We start from the raw sequence: 15,274 nt of genomic DNA, 5'->3' as shown, positions 1-15,274 counted from the left end.
CGGTAAGCGAAAGCTACCGGGCAACGAATCAGGCGTTGAGTTTAGGATCGGCACCAAAGCGGTTTTCACCCGGCGTGCCGCTCTGACAGTTAAAGACCAGAATCACCAGCCAGCCGATAATCGGGATCAACAGCAGCAGTAGCCACCAGGCCGAACGGTCGGTGTCATGCAGCCGGCGGAACAGCACGGCCCATGATGGCAGCAGAACCAACAGGCCATAAATTGTAGTGAGAACACCTTCACCGCCAGCCCGTTCCCAGCCGAGTATTTTATCGACGATGCCCAGCACCATGATCAGGACGAAGTTCACCAGAACGAACATCCAGTACTCTTTGCGGCGGGCACGGCCACCAAATCCAATGTAGTTGCGCAGTACTTTTAAATACCAGTCCATTTTTTCCTTGCCTCAATGATCGGTCAATCACTTGTTTTCTAAGCAATCAAAGTAAGGATAGATGGATATTGTGAATTAAAAAAGGGTATCTATTGATGCCCTAAATATTTATCCAAATCGAACGTCGCGCCCGTGCGGCTCATCCAGATCCTGCCATGGCCCAATAGAAATAATGCCCGTTGGGTTAATGGTTTTATGGCTGCGGTAGTAGTGGGTGCGGATATGGCCAAAATCGACCGTTTCAGCAATGCCCGGTATCTGGTAGATGTCACGCAGGAACCCGTACAGGTTCAGGTAGTCGCTGATACGATGTTTATCGCACTTAAAGTGGGTGACGTAGACCGGATCAAAACGTACCAGCGTAGTCCACAGACGGATGTCTGCTTCCGTCAGGCGATCGCCCGTCAGGTAGCGATGCTGACCGAGGATCTGCTCCAGGCGCTCCAGCGATGTGAAGACGTTCGCGACCGCTTCGTCATAGGCTTCCTGGCTGGTGGCAAAACCGGCTTTGTAGACACCGTTGTTCACGTTGTCGTAGATCCAGCTGTTCAGCTCATCAATTTTATCGCGCAGCTCAACCGGATAGTAATCACCGGCGCGGGCGCCGTGCGCATCAAATGCGGTGTTGAACATGCGGATGATTTCAGCCGATTCATTACTGACGATCGTCTGGTTTTTCTTGTCCCAGAGCACCGGTACGGTGACGCGGCCGGTATAGTGCGGATCTGCGCGCAGATAGAGCTGGTACAGAAAATCGTGATGGTAAAGGTCGTCACCCGTTGCGGCAGGAAAATCACTGTCGAATGTCCAGCCGTTTTCCAGCATCAGCGGATTAACAACTGAGACAGGCAGTAATGATTCCAGACCTTTGAGTTTACGCACCATCAGCGTGCGGTGTGCCCACGGGCAGGCGAGTGAAACGTAGAGATGATAACGGTCTTTTTCGGCTGCAAAACCACCTTCACCGCTGGGGCCTGGCGCGCCATCGGCGGTAAGCCAGTTACGGAAGGCCGAAACAGAGCGCTTGAAGCGTCCTCCGGTGGATTTAGTGTCATACCAGACATCCTGCCAGACGCCGTCTACGAGTTGTCCCATTTTTTCCTCCTCCGTCAGATAGCAAAAGCGAGGAGATATCTCCTCGCTTTTTTTAAATCATTATAGCGTGCTTACCACTTCTTATTCAGAACACGGTCGATGCTGAATGCGCCAGGACCGGTCACAGCCAACAGCAGGAAGCCGCCAGCGATAGTCAGGTTTTTCATGAACATCAGGGAGTTCACACCTTCCGCAAAGTTGCTGTGGAAGATAAATGCTGTCAGCAGTGTGAAGCCCGCGGTAAACAGTGCAGTGGTACGGGTCAGGAAGCCGAACAGTACTGCCAGGCCGCCGCCGAACTCAAGCAGAATGGTCAGTGGCAGCAGGAACCCCGGCACGCCCATTGCTTCCATATACTGTTGTGTACCCGCATAACCGGTGATTTTGCCCCAACCTGCAACGATGAACAGAATTGGCATCAGAATGCGTGCTACCAGTACACCAACATCTTCTAATTTTTTCATTTTACTCTCCAGGAAACCACATGAGCGGCTGATCTTTATTTGTGTGCAAATTCGGGTAGATACCGCGTCTTTGCTGTCGATGGAGAGAATCATAAACGTGACGAGTGACAATTGTTAGCAAGGAAAACTGTCAATCTTTATCAAAGATATTGAGTAAGGGGGATTTTGCCGGGGAGGCGCAGCGCCACCCGGCGAGAAGACTATCGCAGTTGCTGCTGACGAAGGGTTGCCTTTACCAGACGCCAGGCGCTCCAGACACCAAAGCCGCGACGCGTCCAGCGAATCAGCTTGCTGGGATGACGCACACCCCAGATTGCCATCACGCTGCTGCCGACCAGTACCCATGAACGCAGGTTCAGGAAGGTATTCCAGCTACGATCCAGAGGGCGTGTCGCATCCACCCAGTCGCGACGGCTGGCGGCCAGATCCAGTCGTTGCTGCTGGATCTGGCTTAACAGAAACGCTTTTCGCTGCCTGAGCTCGGTTTTGCTGCTCATGGCTTGTCGTCCTCCAGTAGCGTGCGGTCGGCTGCAAGCTCCTGACGGGTATGACGCAGTAGCGTAGATTTGCGCGCTTTTTGCAGCGTCCAGATACCGCCTATCACAGCACCTAACAGCAACACTACGGTGGTCGCAATCATGGCATTCAGACGATACTGCGGATCGACAACCCAGATAACCAGTACCAGCAGGCTCATCAGGCCAAATGCGGCAAAGAGGAGTGTAAGACCGAGCATCAGCAGGATCTGGAAGATATTGGCTTTCTCTTCTTCCAGTTCAACCACGGCCAGACGAATACGCGTTTCAGCAATACCGACGAGCGTGGTTAATATCCGCTGTCCGATGCCAATAATGTTCTTTGCCGGACCTTCAGTATGACGATTATCTTCCATAATCAACGACGCGTGAGCAGGACACCCAGAACCACACCAACAGCGGCACCAATGCCTACACCAGTCCATGGGTTATCGCGAACGTATTCGTCAGCGCGTGCAGCCGCTTCACGGGTCTGCTTAGCCAGGGCATCACCGGTTTCACCCAGGCGGGTACGGCTCTCTTTCAATGCTTGCTCGGCTTTACTGCGCAGTTTACTGACTTCTTCCTTTGATTTATCGGTAGAGGAGTTCAGCACTTCTTCAAGGGTATCCGCCAGGGATTTCAACTCAGCGCGCAGGTTTTCTGACGTAGTATCTTTTGACATGATTTTCTCCTGTGAGACTTCCGTTAACTCAATAATCGCGGGATTCCAGCGCGTTCAGTTCGTCTTGCGCTTCTTTCAGTTTCTTCTCGCGTTTGGCAATTTTATCCGCATCCCCTTTCTCTTTCGCTTCCTGAAGATCGCGACGGCGCTCGGCAACTTCTTCCTTTTGCGCCGCGATTTTCTTCTGGTGGCTGGCGCGAAGCTCTTTGTCGGAACAGTTAGCTTTCACTTCGCTAAGCGCTTTTTTCAAGCCATTGATTCGGTTCTGATTGTTATGCTTTTCGGCATAACTGATTTCTCGCTGAATATCTTTCTCCTTCTCCAGACACAGGGAGGTGGCGAAAGAGGCTGTGCTTAATGAAAAAAGGGCCAGAGCCAGGGTGATGCGGTATTTCATTATTGGAACCTTCCATTGTTTGCAGCACGTCCGGGGAGTGCGCCGATGTCCAAAGTCATGCGAAGAACATAGATATGATGCTCCGCGTACTTAAGCATAGTAAGTAAACGGGGTAATCACCAAAGTGAGTGAAAAGATTCAGAATCCTGGAGATTATCCAAACCGGTGTGATGTGTCGCGCAGTAGTGACAACCAGGCCGCTGGCTGGCTGTCATCTTCCTGCTGAGCAATGATGTATCCATGCGGCAACGTTCTGTCGAGCACGGCTTTGGCTGCCGCGCTTTGCGCACTGGAGTCAAATTTAATCAGTAAAACATCATCTTGCGGCGTGATGCTCTTGAAGCGGATCCCGTTTGCATCCAGGTGATGCCAGATGGAAAAACCGTCTGGCACGCTGGCTCCTTGATTCACCGGTCGGATTGCCAGTGTGGATTCCTGGTGCTGGAGCGCCGTCCATACCAGCAGCATTGCGCTGATGAATACCAGCACAATCAATGCGTAAGACAAGCGGCGCAGGGATAACGGTGAAATGACCATTGTTATCCCTTGGCTCCGTATTTTTTCTTCCACAGGACAACCAGCGAACCGACCAGACCAAAGACCAGAAGCACAACTGGCAGCAGCATCAGGCATGACATTAACTGGTCTTCATATTTCATAAACACAGGCGTTTTGCCAAGTGCGTAGCCTAACGTCGTCAGGATCAGCACCCACAGCAGGCCACTCATCCAGTTAAAGAACTGGAAGCGTGTGCTGCTCAGGCCAGAAAGCCCTGCAATGGTGGGCAATAAGGTGCGTACAAACGCGATGAAACGGCCAATCAGCAGCGCTGAAAGCCCATGTTTGTGGAACAGGTGGTGCGCCCGCTGGTGGTAGTGCGCCGGGAGATGCGAAAGCCAGTTTTGCACGATGCGCGTATTACCCAGCCATCGTCCCTGGATATAGCTCACCCAGCAGCCGAGGCTTGCAGCAATAGTTAATAGCAGGATGGTCTGGGGGAATGCCATTGCACCTTTGGCACAAAGCACGCCGACCAGCACTAACAAACTGTCGCCAGGCAGGAAGGCGGCAGGAAGCAATCCATTCTCAAGAAACAGGATCATAAACAAAACGAAATAGAGCATCCCAATCATAGACGGATTGGCCAGCGTTTCGAAGTCCTGAGCCCATAAGGCATGTAGTAGTTGGGTCAAAAGTTCCATTCAGTGTTCCTGGAAATCGGTTAACGTCACGCCTGTTATCCGGGAAAAACAGTACGGCGACATTTTTATGATTTCATTATGGTCGCTCGCGGACACATTGGTGGTGGCCAGAACTGTTCCCTGTTAAATGGCTGGTATGCAAGCACTAACTTACAAGAGAGCAAATTGAATCCAATTGTAACAAAGCCCAACGTTCTGCGTCACAGATTTTGTACGGGCGGAATGATTTTGGCTTAAGCAATGAAGGTGAGCGAGGGGATTTACAAAGGCTGACACTATATATGTTTTGCTTACCCACCTGCGCCGAAAGGCGCAGCGAAGCGCCTGTCAGCGGAAAGGGGAACTATTTTGCGAGATTGGCCGCCGTATCGAGGTGAACGACAGGATTATCAGCAAAAAGATAGCGATCGGCGTTAAATTCGAAGTCATCACTGGTTTCGTTAAACAGCATCTGCTTGGTATTTTCCAGGTGCTGCCACATGGCCAGTTTTGCCGCGTGTGGGTCTTTACGAATCAGCGCTTTAAGAATTTGGTCGTGATCGTCGCACCAGTTATCCACGGTGCGCAAATCGATGTGATCGTGCAATTTCTTCCAGTACGGGTTATGAACGCGCTGAGTCCACATTTTTTCAACAATTGCTGCCAGGGCGGTATTTTGCGTTGCCAGCGCAACCTGAACATGGAACTGCAAGTCCCATTCTGAATCGCGGAAGCATTTTTCCTTACGCGCATTCTCCTGGATTTCCATCAGCTTCATGATGTCCTGCTTGGTCACCTGCGTGGCGGCAAATTCGGCAATATTGCTCTCGATCAGCTGACGCGCCTGAAGTAACTCAAACGGCCCGTAGCTGGCGAACTCCAGACTTTCGTCCGGCACCGGGGAGTGTTTTGCCTGGTTGGAAATCACATGAATACCGGAGCCTTTGCGTACTTCAACATAGCCTTCGACTTCCAGCATAATGATGGCTTCACGCACCACCGTGCGGCTCACGCTTTTCTCATCAGCAATAAAGCGTTCAGCAGGCAGTTTATCACCGACAAGATAGACACCTTGCTCGATGCGATCTTTCAGCTCGGCAGCAAGTTGCTGATATAAACGACGTGATTCGGTGATTTCCATATGCGCTCCAGGCAGGGTACGACGGATTATTTGTTATACCACTTTTGCGAGCCAGTCTCCAGATTTCGCCATGAAAAAAGCCGCCCTAATGAAGTGAACCCCATATATTGGACACGTTCTTAACTGGCGGCTGACATGGCCTGGGTTCGGTATTGTACCGGACTCAGGCCGTTTAGTTTTAGCTTGATTCGTTCGTTGTTGTAGTAGTGGATATACTCTTCCACCGTTTTTCGTAGATGGTCTGTATTTTCAAACTCTTCGTGGTACCAACATTCTGTTTTCAGCAGACCAAAAAAATTTTCTATCACTGCATTGTCCAGACAGTTCCCTTTGCGCGACATGCTTTGTTCTATGCCTTTAGCTTTAAGTTTCTCCTGATACCGTGCCATCTGATACTGCCAACCCTGATCAGAGTGCAGTACCGGTCTGTCACCCGGTTTCAGCCTCTTGACGGCTTTGCTGAGCATGTTTTCGACCAGATTCATTCCCGGATGCGTCGTCATATTCCAGGCTATTATCTCGCTGTTATACAGATCAAGCACTGGTGACAGATACAGCTTTGTCCCTTTTACGTTGAACTCTGTCACATCCGTGACCCATTCTGGTTTGGACTGCTGGCCTTAAAATCACGTGCAAGGGTATTTGGCGCTACTTTACCGTAGGTGCCTTTGTATGACTGATACTTTTTGCTTCTCAGGCATGAGGCCAGCCCCATCTTGCGCATCAGTTTCCGTACTGTTTTATGATTAATGCCATAGCCTTCATTACGCAACGCCAGGGTAATGCGCCGGTAACCATATCGTCCTTTATGATAGTGGAACAGTGCGGGCTATTCTTTGCTGTTCGCCCTCATAGCGCTCTCCACGGCTATCTGCTTTGACATGCCAGTAGTACGTGCTGCGAGGTAATCCTGCTATATGAAGCAGCATTCTCAGGTTATGGTTTCGCCTCAATTCGGTAATTATTTTTGCTTTGTCTTCTGCTTTTCCCGAATCAAGGCCTGAAGCTTTTTTAGGTAGGCATTCTCAACACGCAGGTATTCAAGTTCTTCCTCAGCGTTCTGGAACGCTGGACGGGGATTATTAAGTTCTTTATCTGAAGTTTCGTTCTTCCCTGACTTCATCTGGCGTCCTCTGGGTTTATCCTGTAGGGCAATGATACCGCCAGTACGGTAAAGACGCTCCCATTTGCTGACAGTACAAGCGGCTGCAATACGAAACTCCGCCGCAGCTTTCCGGGATGATTTGTTGTGTTGCTGCATCCAGAGCACGACAGACTCTTTAAACTCGGCAGAGTAAGCCCTGGTAGGAATGGTAAAACTGTCCATCCCATTCACTTTCCAGTGCTCAGTCCAGCGTCTGACCGCTCCGTGATCAACGCCGAACAACCGCGCTGTTTTCTTTGCACCATCACTGCTGAACAGATAGTGGAGTACGACTTGCTGCTTGAATTCAGGTGAGTATTTTTTTCTGCCCATTGAAACGCAAAACCCCTAATCGTTGGATGTCCAACTTTCGGGGTTCACTTCACTAAGGCGGCTTTCTTGTTGTACTCGCCGGGTTGACCCGGCCTGCGGTTTTATTGGATTTTGTAGGCCGGGTAAGGCGAAGCCGTCACCCGGCATAACATCATCAACGCTAACTCTGCGTTGCGGGTCCCCCAACGGACTCTTTCTGCAACTCTTCTGCCGATTTGCTTTTCAGCACTGTCCAGATAACTATCGCACCCAGCAGGTCGAAGACAGCCAGTACGGCGAACAGTGGGCTAAAGCCGATGGTATCTGCCAGAGCACCAACCACCAGAGCAAACATGGTACTCGCGGTCCAGGCAGCCATACCGGTCAGGCCGTTTGCCGTTGCCACTTCGTTACGACCAAAGACGTCTGATGAGAGCGTAATCAGTGCGCCAGACAGGGACTGGTGAGCAAAGCCACCAATACACAGCAGGCCAATTGCTACGTATGGGCTGGTGAACAGACCAATCATACCTGGGCCAATCATCAGCAGTGCACCCATGGTAACAACCATTTTACGAGAGACAATCAGGTTCACACCAAACCAGCGCTGGAACAGCGGTGGCAGGTAACCCCCCACGATACAACCCAGGTCAGCGAACAGCATTGGCATCCAGGCGAACATCGCGATCTCTTTCAGGTTAAAGCCATACACTTTAAACATGAACAGTGGGATCCAGGCGTTAAACGTACCCCAGGCTGGTTCTGCCAGGAAGCGTGGCAGTGCGATACCCCAGAACTGACGGGTGCCCAGAATCTGCCAGACAGTCATTTTTTTGCCGTTGTTGGTCTGGTGCTGAGATTCCTGACCGCCAATGATGTAATCACGTTCTTCAGTAGACAGTTTTTTCTGGTCACGCGGGTGTTTATAGAAAATCAACCACGCCATTGCCCATGCAAAGCTCAGGACACCAGAGATGATGAATGCCATCTGCCAGCTGTGCATCACGATAGCCCAGACCACCAGTGGCGGAGCAATCATCGCACCAATGGAAGAACCCACGTTAAAGTAACCGACCGCAATAGAACGTTCTTTCGCCGGGAACCACTCGGAGCTGGCTTTCAGGCCTGCCGGGATCATGGCGGCTTCAGCTGCACCTACCGCACCGCGCGCCAGTGCCAGACCGCCCCAACTGCCTGCCAGTGCTGTTGCACCGCAGAAAATGGCCCATGCGACCGCGAAGAACGCATACCCGATTTTAGTACCAAGAATATCAAGAACATAACCTGCTACAGGCTGCATTACGGTGTAAGCCGCGGAGTAAGCAGCAATGATGTAAGAGTATTGCTGTGTGGAGATATGCAATTCTTCCATCAACGTAGGAGCCGCTGCTGCCACGGTGTTACGTGTCAGGTAGCCCAGCACGGTGCCCAACGTCACCAGTGCAATCATGTACCAACGTAACCCTTTAATTTTACGCATGTAAAACCTCATCGTTATGTTATTTCCGTGCCGGGGCACGGCAACCTCTCAACCGTTTCCGGGAGCTGTTGTGTAACGGGAGGGGCGTAACCGGGATAATTTCCCGGAACGGCCCGAACCTTGCCATAAGTAATCGTGCATAAGTCGGTATCCGTACCGTTAAATCCGATGTTTTTCACACCAGTAATGCATTCCGTCGGCTAATTGTTGCGACGGCGAAAAGATAACTTGTCATACAACTTTAAAAGGTGAGTGACATCACAAAAGTGTGATTCTTTGTGGGGATATTATGTTCTGCACGCAAAGCCAGTTCTGGTGCGGGCTGCGAGAGGGTTTACTCCGTTGAGGGTAATTTATTTGTTGACGTTTATTGATCTAACTCACGAAAAAAACTTCGGCCTCTGGAAATTGGTGTGATAACTTTGCAGCATCTGAACATAAGCTTTTTGACGCACTCGTTAAGAGGAAGACGATAAATGACTCCGTTTATGACTGAAGATTTTCTGCTAGACACTGAATTTGCTCGCCGGCTGTACCACGACTACGCAAAAGACCAGCCAATTTTCGACTATCACTGCCATTTACCTCCGCAGCAGGTTGCCGAAAATTATCGCTTCAAAAACCTGTATGACATCTGGCTGAAAGGTGACCACTACAAATGGCGCGCAATGCGCACCAACGGTGTGGCTGAGCGCCTGTGTACCGGTGACGCGACTGACCGCGAGAAGTTCGACGCCTGGGCAGCGACCGTGCCGCACACCATTGGCAACCCGTTATACCACTGGACGCACCTGGAGCTGCGTCGTCCGTTTGGTATTACCGGCAAACTGCTCTCCCCAACCACGGCTGATGAAATCTGGAACCAGTGCAACGAATTGCTGGCACAGGATAAGTTTTCCGCGCGCGGTATCATGAAGCAGATGAACGTGAAGATGGTGGGTACTACCGACGATCCAATCGACTCGCTGGAGCATCACGCGGTTGTGGCGAAAGACACCTCTTTCGATATCAAAGTGCTGCCAAGCTGGCGTCCGGATAAAGCGTTCAACATTGAGCTGGCAACCTTTAATGACTATATGGCGAAGCTGGCGGAAGTGTCTGATACCGACATTCGTCGTTTCACTGACCTGCAAACCGCCCTGACCAAACGTCTGGATCACTTTGCTGCACACGGCTGTAAGGTGTCTGACCACGCGCTTGATGTGGTGCTGTTCGCGGAGTCAAACGAAGCCGAGCTGGACAGCATCCTGGCGCGTCGTCTGTCCGGTGAGCAGTTAAGCGAGCATGAAGTTGCCCAGTTCAAAACCGCGGTACTGGTGTTCCTTGGTGCAGAATATGCCCGTCGCGGTTGGGTACAGCAGTATCACATTGGTGCGCTGCGTAATAACAACCAGCGTCAGTTCAAACTGCTGGGCGCGGATGTGGGCTTTGACTCTATTAACGACCGTCCGTTGGCGGAAGAGCTGTCAAAACTGCTGAGCAAACAGAACGAACAGAATCTGCTGCCTAAAACCATCCTGTACTGCCTGAACCCGCGTGATAACGAAGTGCTGGGCACCATGATCGGTAACTTCCAGGGCGAAGGGATGCCAGGCAAGATGCAGTTCGGTTCCGGCTGGTGGTTTAACGACCAGAAAGACGGCATGGAGCGTCAGATGACGCAACTGGCACAACTGGGCCTGTTAAGCCGCTTTGTCGGGATGCTGACCGACAGCCGCAGCTTCCTGTCCTATACCCGTCACGAATATTTCCGCCGCATTCTGTGCCAGATGATTGGCCGTTGGGTGGCTGCGGGCGAAGCGCCAGCGGATATTCAGCTGCTGGGCGAAATGGTGAAAAACATCTGCTTTAACAATGCGCGTGACTACTTCGCCATTGAACTGAACTAAGGCCGTTTGAGGTTGATATGCAATACATCAAAATCCATTCGCTGGATAACGTTGTCGTAGCACTGGCGGATCTGACCGAAGGTACCGACGTGACTGTCGAAAATGAGACAGTCACGTTGCGACAGGCGATTTCACGTGGGCATAAATTTGCCATACGCCCCATCACCGAAGGGGAAAACGTCGTGAAGTACGGTTTGCCTATTGGTCATGCGCTGGCGGATATTGCGGCGGGTGAACATATTCATTCCCACAATACCCGCACCAATCTGAGCGATCTGGACGAGTATAGCTATCAACCTGAATCCCCGGCGGACATCGGGCAGGCGGCAGATCGCGACGTACAGATTTACCGCCGTACCAACGGTGACGTGGGGATCCGCAACGAACTGTGGATCCTCCCGACGGTGGGCTGTGTTAACGGGATCGCGCGTCAAATCCAGACGCGTTTCCTGAAAGAAACCAACGATGCCGAAGGCACCGACGGTGTGCACCTGTTTAGCCATACCTACGGTTGTTCACAGTTAGGGGATGACCATATTAATACCCGCACCATGCTGCAAAACATGGTGCGCCACCCGAATGCGGGCGCGGTACTGGTGATTGGCCTGGGTTGTGAAAATAACCAGGTGGATGCCTTCCGCGAAACGCTGGGTGAGTTTGATCCTGAGCGCGTGCACTTTATGGTGTGCCAGCACCAGGACGATGAAGTGGAAGCTGGGCTTGAGCAGCTGCATCAGCTGTATGAAGTGATGCGCCATGACAAACGTGAGCCAGGCAAACTGAGCGAGCTGAAATTCGGGCTTGAGTGCGGCGGATCTGATGGCCTGTCCGGCATCACTGCGAACCCAATGCTGGGCCGTTTCTCGGATTACATGATCGTTAACGGCGGTACCACCGTGCTGACCGAAGTGCCAGAAATGTTTGGTGCTGAACGCATTCTGATGAGCCACTGCCGCGACGAAGAGACGTTTGAGAAAACCGTCACCATGGTGAACGACTTCAAACAGTACTTCATCGCGCACAACCAGCCGATTTACGAGAACCCATCGCCGGGCAACAAAGCGGGCGGGATCACGACACTTGAAGAAAAATCGCTCGGCTGTACCCAGAAAGCAGGGGCAAGTCAGGTGGTCGACGTGCTGCGCTATGGCGAACGCCTGAAAACCCACGGTCTGAACCTGCTTAGCGCACCGGGTAACGATGCGGTGGCAACCAGCGCGCTGGCCGGATCAGGCTGCCACATGGTGCTGTTCAGTACTGGCCGTGGTACACCGTACGGCGGTTTTGTGCCAACGGTGAAAATTGCCACCAACAGCGAGCTGGCGGCGAAGAAAAAACACTGGATCGACTTTGATGCCGGCCAGCTGATCCACGGCAAAGCGATGCCGCAGCTGCTGAATGAATTCGTTGATACCATCGTGGATTTCGCTAACGGCAAGCAGACCTGTAACGAGAAAAACGACTTCCGCGAGCTGGCTATCTTCAAAAGCGGCGTCACGCTGTAAGTCATCATGCTTTAAATCCGAAACGGCGTTTCATATAATGAAGCGCCGTTTCTTTTTGTCTGAACACAGGACTCCTTCATGAGCGCGTATTGGCTGGCCCAGGGCGTTGGCGTCATCGCCTTTCTGATTGGTATCACCACTTTTATCAATCGTGACGAGCGGAAATTCAAAATCCAGCTTTCGGTTTACAGCGCCGTTATTGGCGTGCACTTCTTCCTGATGGGCGCATTTCCGGCAGGCTCAAGCGCCATGCTCAACACTGTACGTACGCTCATTACTCTGCGTACCCGCAGCCTGTGGGTGATGGCGGTGTTTATTGTGCTGACGGGGGGAATTGGGCTGGCGAAGTTTCATCATCCGATCGAGCTGCTACCGGTAATTGGTACCATTGTCAGTACCTGGGCGCTGTTTCGCAGTAAGGGCCTGACGATGCGCTGCGTTATCTGGTGTTCAACCTGTTGCTGGGTGATCCACAACTTCTGGCTTGGGTCGATTGGCGGGACGTTAATCGAAGGCAGTTTTCTTATTATGAACGGGCTGAACATCATTCGATTCTGGCGAATGCAGCAGCGCGGTATCGATCCGTTTAAAGTGGAAAACCAGGTGCAGGAAGAGAACCCTTCCGTCCGCTGACGGAAGGGCTGACAGATTAGCTGCGCAGGGCGTTTTTCGCTAAGCGCGCGTCTTCCGCCTGACAGGCAGCTGCGGTGAACAGGACATCGGTTGATGAGTTCAGTGCGGTCTCGCAGGAGTCCTGCAACACGCCGATAATGAAGCCTACGGCGACGACCTGCATTGCAATTTCATTCGGGATACCGAACATATTGCAGGCCAGTGGGATCAGCAGGAGTGAACCGCCAGCCACACCTGATGCGCCACATGCGCAAAGTGATGCCACCACGCTCAACAGCAGCGCCGTTGGCAGATCCACCGGAATACCCAGTGTATGCACTGCTGCCAGTGACAGTACGGTAATCGTAATCGCTGCGCCCGCCATATTCACGGTAGCGCCCAGCGGAATCGACACGGAATAGGTATCGCGGTCCAGGTTCAGCTTCTCAGCCAGCGCCATGTTAACCGGAATATTTGCCGCAGAGCTGCGGGTGAAGAAGGCGTACACGCCGCTCTCGCGCAGGCAGGTCAGCACCAGCGGGTATGGGTTACGACGGATCTGCCAGAATACCAGCAGCGGGTTAATCACCAGCGCCACCAGCAGCATACAGCCTACCAGGACGACCAGCAGCTGCGCGTAGCCCCACAACGCGTCAAAACCGGTGGTAGCCAGCGTGGAGGAGACCAGGCCGAAAATCCCGATAGGCGCAAAACGAATCACCAGTTTCACCATAAAGGTCACGGCATTGGACATATCGTTGACCAGGTTTTTCGTGGTGTCGTTACCGTGACGCAGCGCAAAGCCCAGACCAATCGCCCAGACCAGGATGCCAATGTAGTTTCCGCCCATCAGCGCCGTGACAGGGTTAGAAACCATGCTCATCAGCAGACCGCGAAGCACTTCCACAATCCCGGATGGCGGTGTGATATCACCGGCGGCGCTGGTCAGATGCAGCGTGGACGGGAACAGGAAGCTGAACACAACGGCAGTTAATGCAGCAGAGAAGGTTCCCAGAAGATACAGGAACAGAATAGGGCGAATGTTGGTTTTTTGTCCGTGCTGGTGATTCGCGATAGAGGCCATGACCAGCATCAGAACCAGTACCGGGGCAACGGCTTTGAGTGCGCCCACGAAGAGGGTACCGAGCAGCCCGGTGGCTTCAGCGGCGGGTTTGGATACCATTGCCAGCAGGATCCCCAAAACCAGACCAACCAGAATTTGCTTGACGAGGCTGCCTTGCATCAGACGTTGAAGCAGGCCAGATGATTGTGTAGTCATCGTTGTTCCTTAAGTGAAATTGCGTTCCATCCCAGATGTGCTCTAAGTCACATTTATGTCCGGATGTAAGTAAATGTTTGCCTGGTCGAGTATAGGGAAAGTGGGCGAGGAGGGAAGCGTAAAATGCTGGATTTTACGTGTTGCGTCATGTTTTTTAACTATTGATTAACGGGAGTGCCCGGTAAGCACAGCGCCACCGGGCAAAACGCACTACACCTGCTGCTTCTTATCGTGCTGGCGATTAACCCAGGTATTGATAATCAGCGTCACGAACAGAATGCCAAACACCACTCCGAGCGAAATGGCGATCGGGATATGGTAGAAATCGACAATCAGCATCTTGATACCGATAAACACCAGGATCACCGACAGGCCGTATTTCAGCATCGAGAAGCGCTCTGCCGCGCCCGCCAGCAGGAAGTACATCGCACGCAGGCCAAGGATCGCGAACAGGTTAGAGGTCAGCACAATGAACGGGTCAGTGGTCACCGCGAAGATAGCCGGAATACTGTCTACCGCGAAAATAACGTCGCTCAGCTCAACCAGAATCAGTACCAGCAGCAACGGTGTGGCAAACATCAGACCGTTTTTTCGCACGAAGAAGTGTTCGCTCTCGATCTTGTCCGTCATGCGCAGATGTCCACGGATCCACTTCACCAGCGGGCGATCGCCAATGGCGGAGCCGTCTTCTTTCGCCAGCGCCATTTTGATCCCGGTGAACAGCAGGAAGGCGCCGAAGACATACAGCAGCCATTCGAACTGGGTTATCAGCCAGCTGCCGGCAAAGATCATGATGGTACGCAGAACGATCGCCCCCAGCACGCCGTATACCAGTACGCGGCGTTGCAGTGCGGCAGGAACGGCGAAGTAACTGAACAGCATCAGCCAGACGAAGACGTTATCCACGGCCAGCGCTTTTTCAATCAAATAACCCGTGAGGAACGCCAGCGCCTGAGGATCGGCAACCGCGCGGCCTTCGGTTGAGGCCAGATACCACCAAAAGGCGGCACAAAAGAGAAGAGAGAGGGTAACCCATACCAGCGACCAAACGGCAGCCTGTTTCATGGTCATGCCATGTGCGCCGCGACGTCCCTGCAAAAAGAGGTCTATCGCCAGCATGATAAGCACGACGATCGCGAATCCGCCCCACAACATTGGAGTGCCGACAGAATGCATACTAT

The 15,274-nt window shown here is 52.3% G+C and carries 16 protein-coding genes and 1 pseudogene; 3 read left to right on the top strand and 14 right to left on the bottom strand.

The genetic code is table 11. The features are described from left to right. Positions 1-28: 28 nt before the first annotated feature. From HV107_RS06675 to HV107_RS06620, 12 genes and pseudogenes are all read right to left on the bottom strand, one after another. Positions 29-394, bottom strand: a complete 366-nt coding sequence (locus HV107_RS06675; RefSeq protein WP_182062563.1) for a DUF805 domain-containing protein — start codon at positions 392-394, stop codon at positions 29-31. Between the two features lie 108 nt (positions 395-502). Continuing rightward, on the bottom strand, positions 503-1,489 hold the full coding sequence (locus HV107_RS06670) for a glutathione S-transferase family protein (protein WP_182062562.1): 987 nt from the start codon (positions 1,487-1,489) through the stop codon (positions 503-505). A gap of 71 nt (positions 1,490-1,560) precedes the next feature. After that, positions 1,561-1,953, bottom strand: coding sequence for a DoxX family protein (locus HV107_RS06665; protein WP_182062561.1), 393 nt, complete (start codon positions 1,951-1,953; stop codon positions 1,561-1,563). A 200-nt stretch (positions 1,954-2,153) separates the two neighbouring features. Then, a complete protein-coding gene (locus tag HV107_RS06660) occupies positions 2,154-2,450 on the bottom strand; it encodes a YqjK-like family protein (RefSeq protein WP_166718003.1) in 297 nt (98 codons plus the stop codon). Then, positions 2,447-2,845, bottom strand: a complete 399-nt coding sequence (locus tag HV107_RS06655; RefSeq protein ID WP_182062560.1) for a phage holin family protein — start codon at positions 2,843-2,845, stop codon at positions 2,447-2,449. The genes HV107_RS06660 and HV107_RS06655 overlap by 4 nt, the downstream gene beginning before the upstream one ends. A 2-nt stretch (positions 2,846-2,847) precedes the next feature. Then, entirely contained in the window at positions 2,848-3,153 is a 306-nt protein-coding gene (locus HV107_RS06650) for a YqjD family protein (protein ID WP_014071847.1), read from the bottom strand. Between the two features lie 28 nt (positions 3,154-3,181). Continuing rightward, positions 3,182-3,550 (bottom strand): DUF1090 domain-containing protein, encoded by a 369-nt coding sequence (locus HV107_RS06645; protein ID WP_182062559.1) that lies wholly within the window; start codon positions 3,548-3,550, stop codon positions 3,182-3,184. Positions 3,551-3,703: 153 nt separating this feature from the next. Further along, entirely contained in the window at positions 3,704-4,087 is a 384-nt protein-coding gene (mzrA, locus tag HV107_RS06640; protein WP_182062558.1) for an EnvZ/OmpR regulon moderator MzrA, read from the bottom strand. Positions 4,088-4,089: 2 nt separating this feature from the next. Then, complete coding sequence (gene yqjA, locus HV107_RS06635; protein ID WP_182062557.1) at positions 4,090-4,752, bottom strand: DedA family general envelope maintenance protein YqjA; 663 nt, start codon at positions 4,750-4,752, stop codon at positions 4,090-4,092. A 343-nt stretch (positions 4,753-5,095) separates the two neighbouring features. Next, positions 5,096-5,872 carry a transcriptional regulator ExuR gene (gene exuR / locus HV107_RS06630; protein WP_182062556.1) on the bottom strand — a complete coding sequence of 259 codons (777 nt, stop codon included), beginning with the start codon at positions 5,870-5,872 and terminating at the stop codon, positions 5,096-5,098. A gap of 119 nt (positions 5,873-5,991) precedes the next feature. After that, positions 5,992-7,349, bottom strand: a pseudogene (locus HV107_RS06625) (IS3 family transposase). Positions 7,350-7,509: 160 nt separating this feature from the next. Then, complete coding sequence (locus tag HV107_RS06620) at positions 7,510-8,808, bottom strand: MFS transporter (protein WP_182062555.1); 1,299 nt, start codon at positions 8,806-8,808, stop codon at positions 7,510-7,512. Between the two features lie 476 nt (positions 8,809-9,284). On the opposite strand from HV107_RS06620, the gene uxaC reads away from it, so the two are divergent. The 3 genes from uxaC to HV107_RS06605 all read left to right on the top strand — a co-directional run bounded on the left by uxaC (position 9,285) and on the right by HV107_RS06605 (position 12,835). Beyond that, positions 9,285-10,697 (top strand): glucuronate isomerase, encoded by a 1,413-nt coding sequence (uxaC, locus tag HV107_RS06615; RefSeq protein ID WP_182062554.1) that lies wholly within the window; start codon positions 9,285-9,287, stop codon positions 10,695-10,697. A 17-nt stretch (positions 10,698-10,714) separates the two neighbouring features. Next, a complete protein-coding gene (locus tag HV107_RS06610; protein ID WP_182062553.1) occupies positions 10,715-12,202 on the top strand; it encodes a UxaA family hydrolase in 1,488 nt (495 codons plus the stop codon). 78 nt (positions 12,203-12,280) lie between these two features. Beyond that, the gene (locus HV107_RS06605; RefSeq protein WP_182062552.1) at positions 12,281-12,835 is read left to right on the top strand and encodes a YgjV family protein; all 555 of its coding nucleotides are present in this window, start codon (positions 12,281-12,283) and stop codon (positions 12,833-12,835) included. 16 nt (positions 12,836-12,851) lie between these two features. On the opposite strand, the gene sstT is transcribed toward HV107_RS06605, so the two are convergent. Further along, the gene (sstT, locus tag HV107_RS06600) at positions 12,852-14,093 is read right to left on the bottom strand and encodes a serine/threonine transporter SstT (RefSeq protein ID WP_182062551.1); all 1,242 of its coding nucleotides are present in this window, start codon (positions 14,091-14,093) and stop codon (positions 12,852-12,854) included. A gap of 210 nt (positions 14,094-14,303) precedes the next feature. Next, a complete protein-coding gene (locus HV107_RS06595) occupies positions 14,304-15,269 on the bottom strand; it encodes a TerC family protein (protein ID WP_182062550.1) in 966 nt (321 codons plus the stop codon). Between the last annotated feature and the right edge of the window lie 5 nt (positions 15,270-15,274).

It is taken from the genome of Enterobacter sp. RHBSTW-00175, assembly GCF_013927005.1.
Lineage (GTDB): Bacteria > Pseudomonadota > Gammaproteobacteria > Enterobacterales > Enterobacteriaceae > Enterobacter.
Note: the sequence above shows the minus strand (reverse complement) of the source record. Positions and strands in the feature narration are given on the sequence as shown.

Coding starts and splice junctions, on each gene's coding strand:
- HV107_RS06675 (WP_182062563.1), bottom strand. CDS start 394: ATGGACTGGTATTTAAAAGTACTGCGCAACTACATTGGATTTGGTGGC.
- HV107_RS06670 (WP_182062562.1), bottom strand. CDS start 1,489: ATGGGACAACTCGTAGACGGCGTCTGGCAGGATGTCTGGTATGACACT.
- HV107_RS06665 (WP_182062561.1), bottom strand. CDS start 1,953: ATGAAAAAATTAGAAGATGTTGGTGTACTGGTAGCACGCATTCTGATG.
- HV107_RS06660 (WP_166718003.1), bottom strand. CDS start 2,450: ATGAGCAGCAAAACCGAGCTCAGGCAGCGAAAAGCGTTTCTGTTAAGC.
- HV107_RS06655 (WP_182062560.1), bottom strand. CDS start 2,845: ATGGAAGATAATCGTCATACTGAAGGTCCGGCAAAGAACATTATTGGC.
- HV107_RS06650 (WP_014071847.1), bottom strand. CDS start 3,153: ATGTCAAAAGATACTACGTCAGAAAACCTGCGCGCTGAGTTGAAATCC.
- HV107_RS06645 (WP_182062559.1), bottom strand. CDS start 3,550: ATGAAATACCGCATCACCCTGGCTCTGGCCCTTTTTTCATTAAGCACA.
- mzrA (WP_182062558.1), bottom strand. CDS start 4,087: ATGGTCATTTCACCGTTATCCCTGCGCCGCTTGTCTTACGCATTGATT.
- yqjA (WP_182062557.1), bottom strand. CDS start 4,752: ATGGAACTTTTGACCCAACTACTACATGCCTTATGGGCTCAGGACTTC.
- exuR (WP_182062556.1), bottom strand. CDS start 5,872: ATGGAAATCACCGAATCACGTCGTTTATATCAGCAACTTGCTGCCGAG.
- HV107_RS06620 (WP_182062555.1), bottom strand. CDS start 8,808: ATGCGTAAAATTAAAGGGTTACGTTGGTACATGATTGCACTGGTGACG.
- uxaC (WP_182062554.1), top strand. CDS start 9,285: ATGACTCCGTTTATGACTGAAGATTTTCTGCTAGACACTGAATTTGCT.
- HV107_RS06610 (WP_182062553.1), top strand. CDS start 10,715: ATGCAATACATCAAAATCCATTCGCTGGATAACGTTGTCGTAGCACTG.
- HV107_RS06605 (WP_182062552.1), top strand. CDS start 12,281: ATGAGCGCGTATTGGCTGGCCCAGGGCGTTGGCGTCATCGCCTTTCTG.
- sstT (WP_182062551.1), bottom strand. CDS start 14,093: ATGACTACACAATCATCTGGCCTGCTTCAACGTCTGATGCAAGGCAGC.
- HV107_RS06595 (WP_182062550.1), bottom strand. CDS start 15,269: ATGCATTCTGTCGGCACTCCAATGTTGTGGGGCGGATTCGCGATCGTC.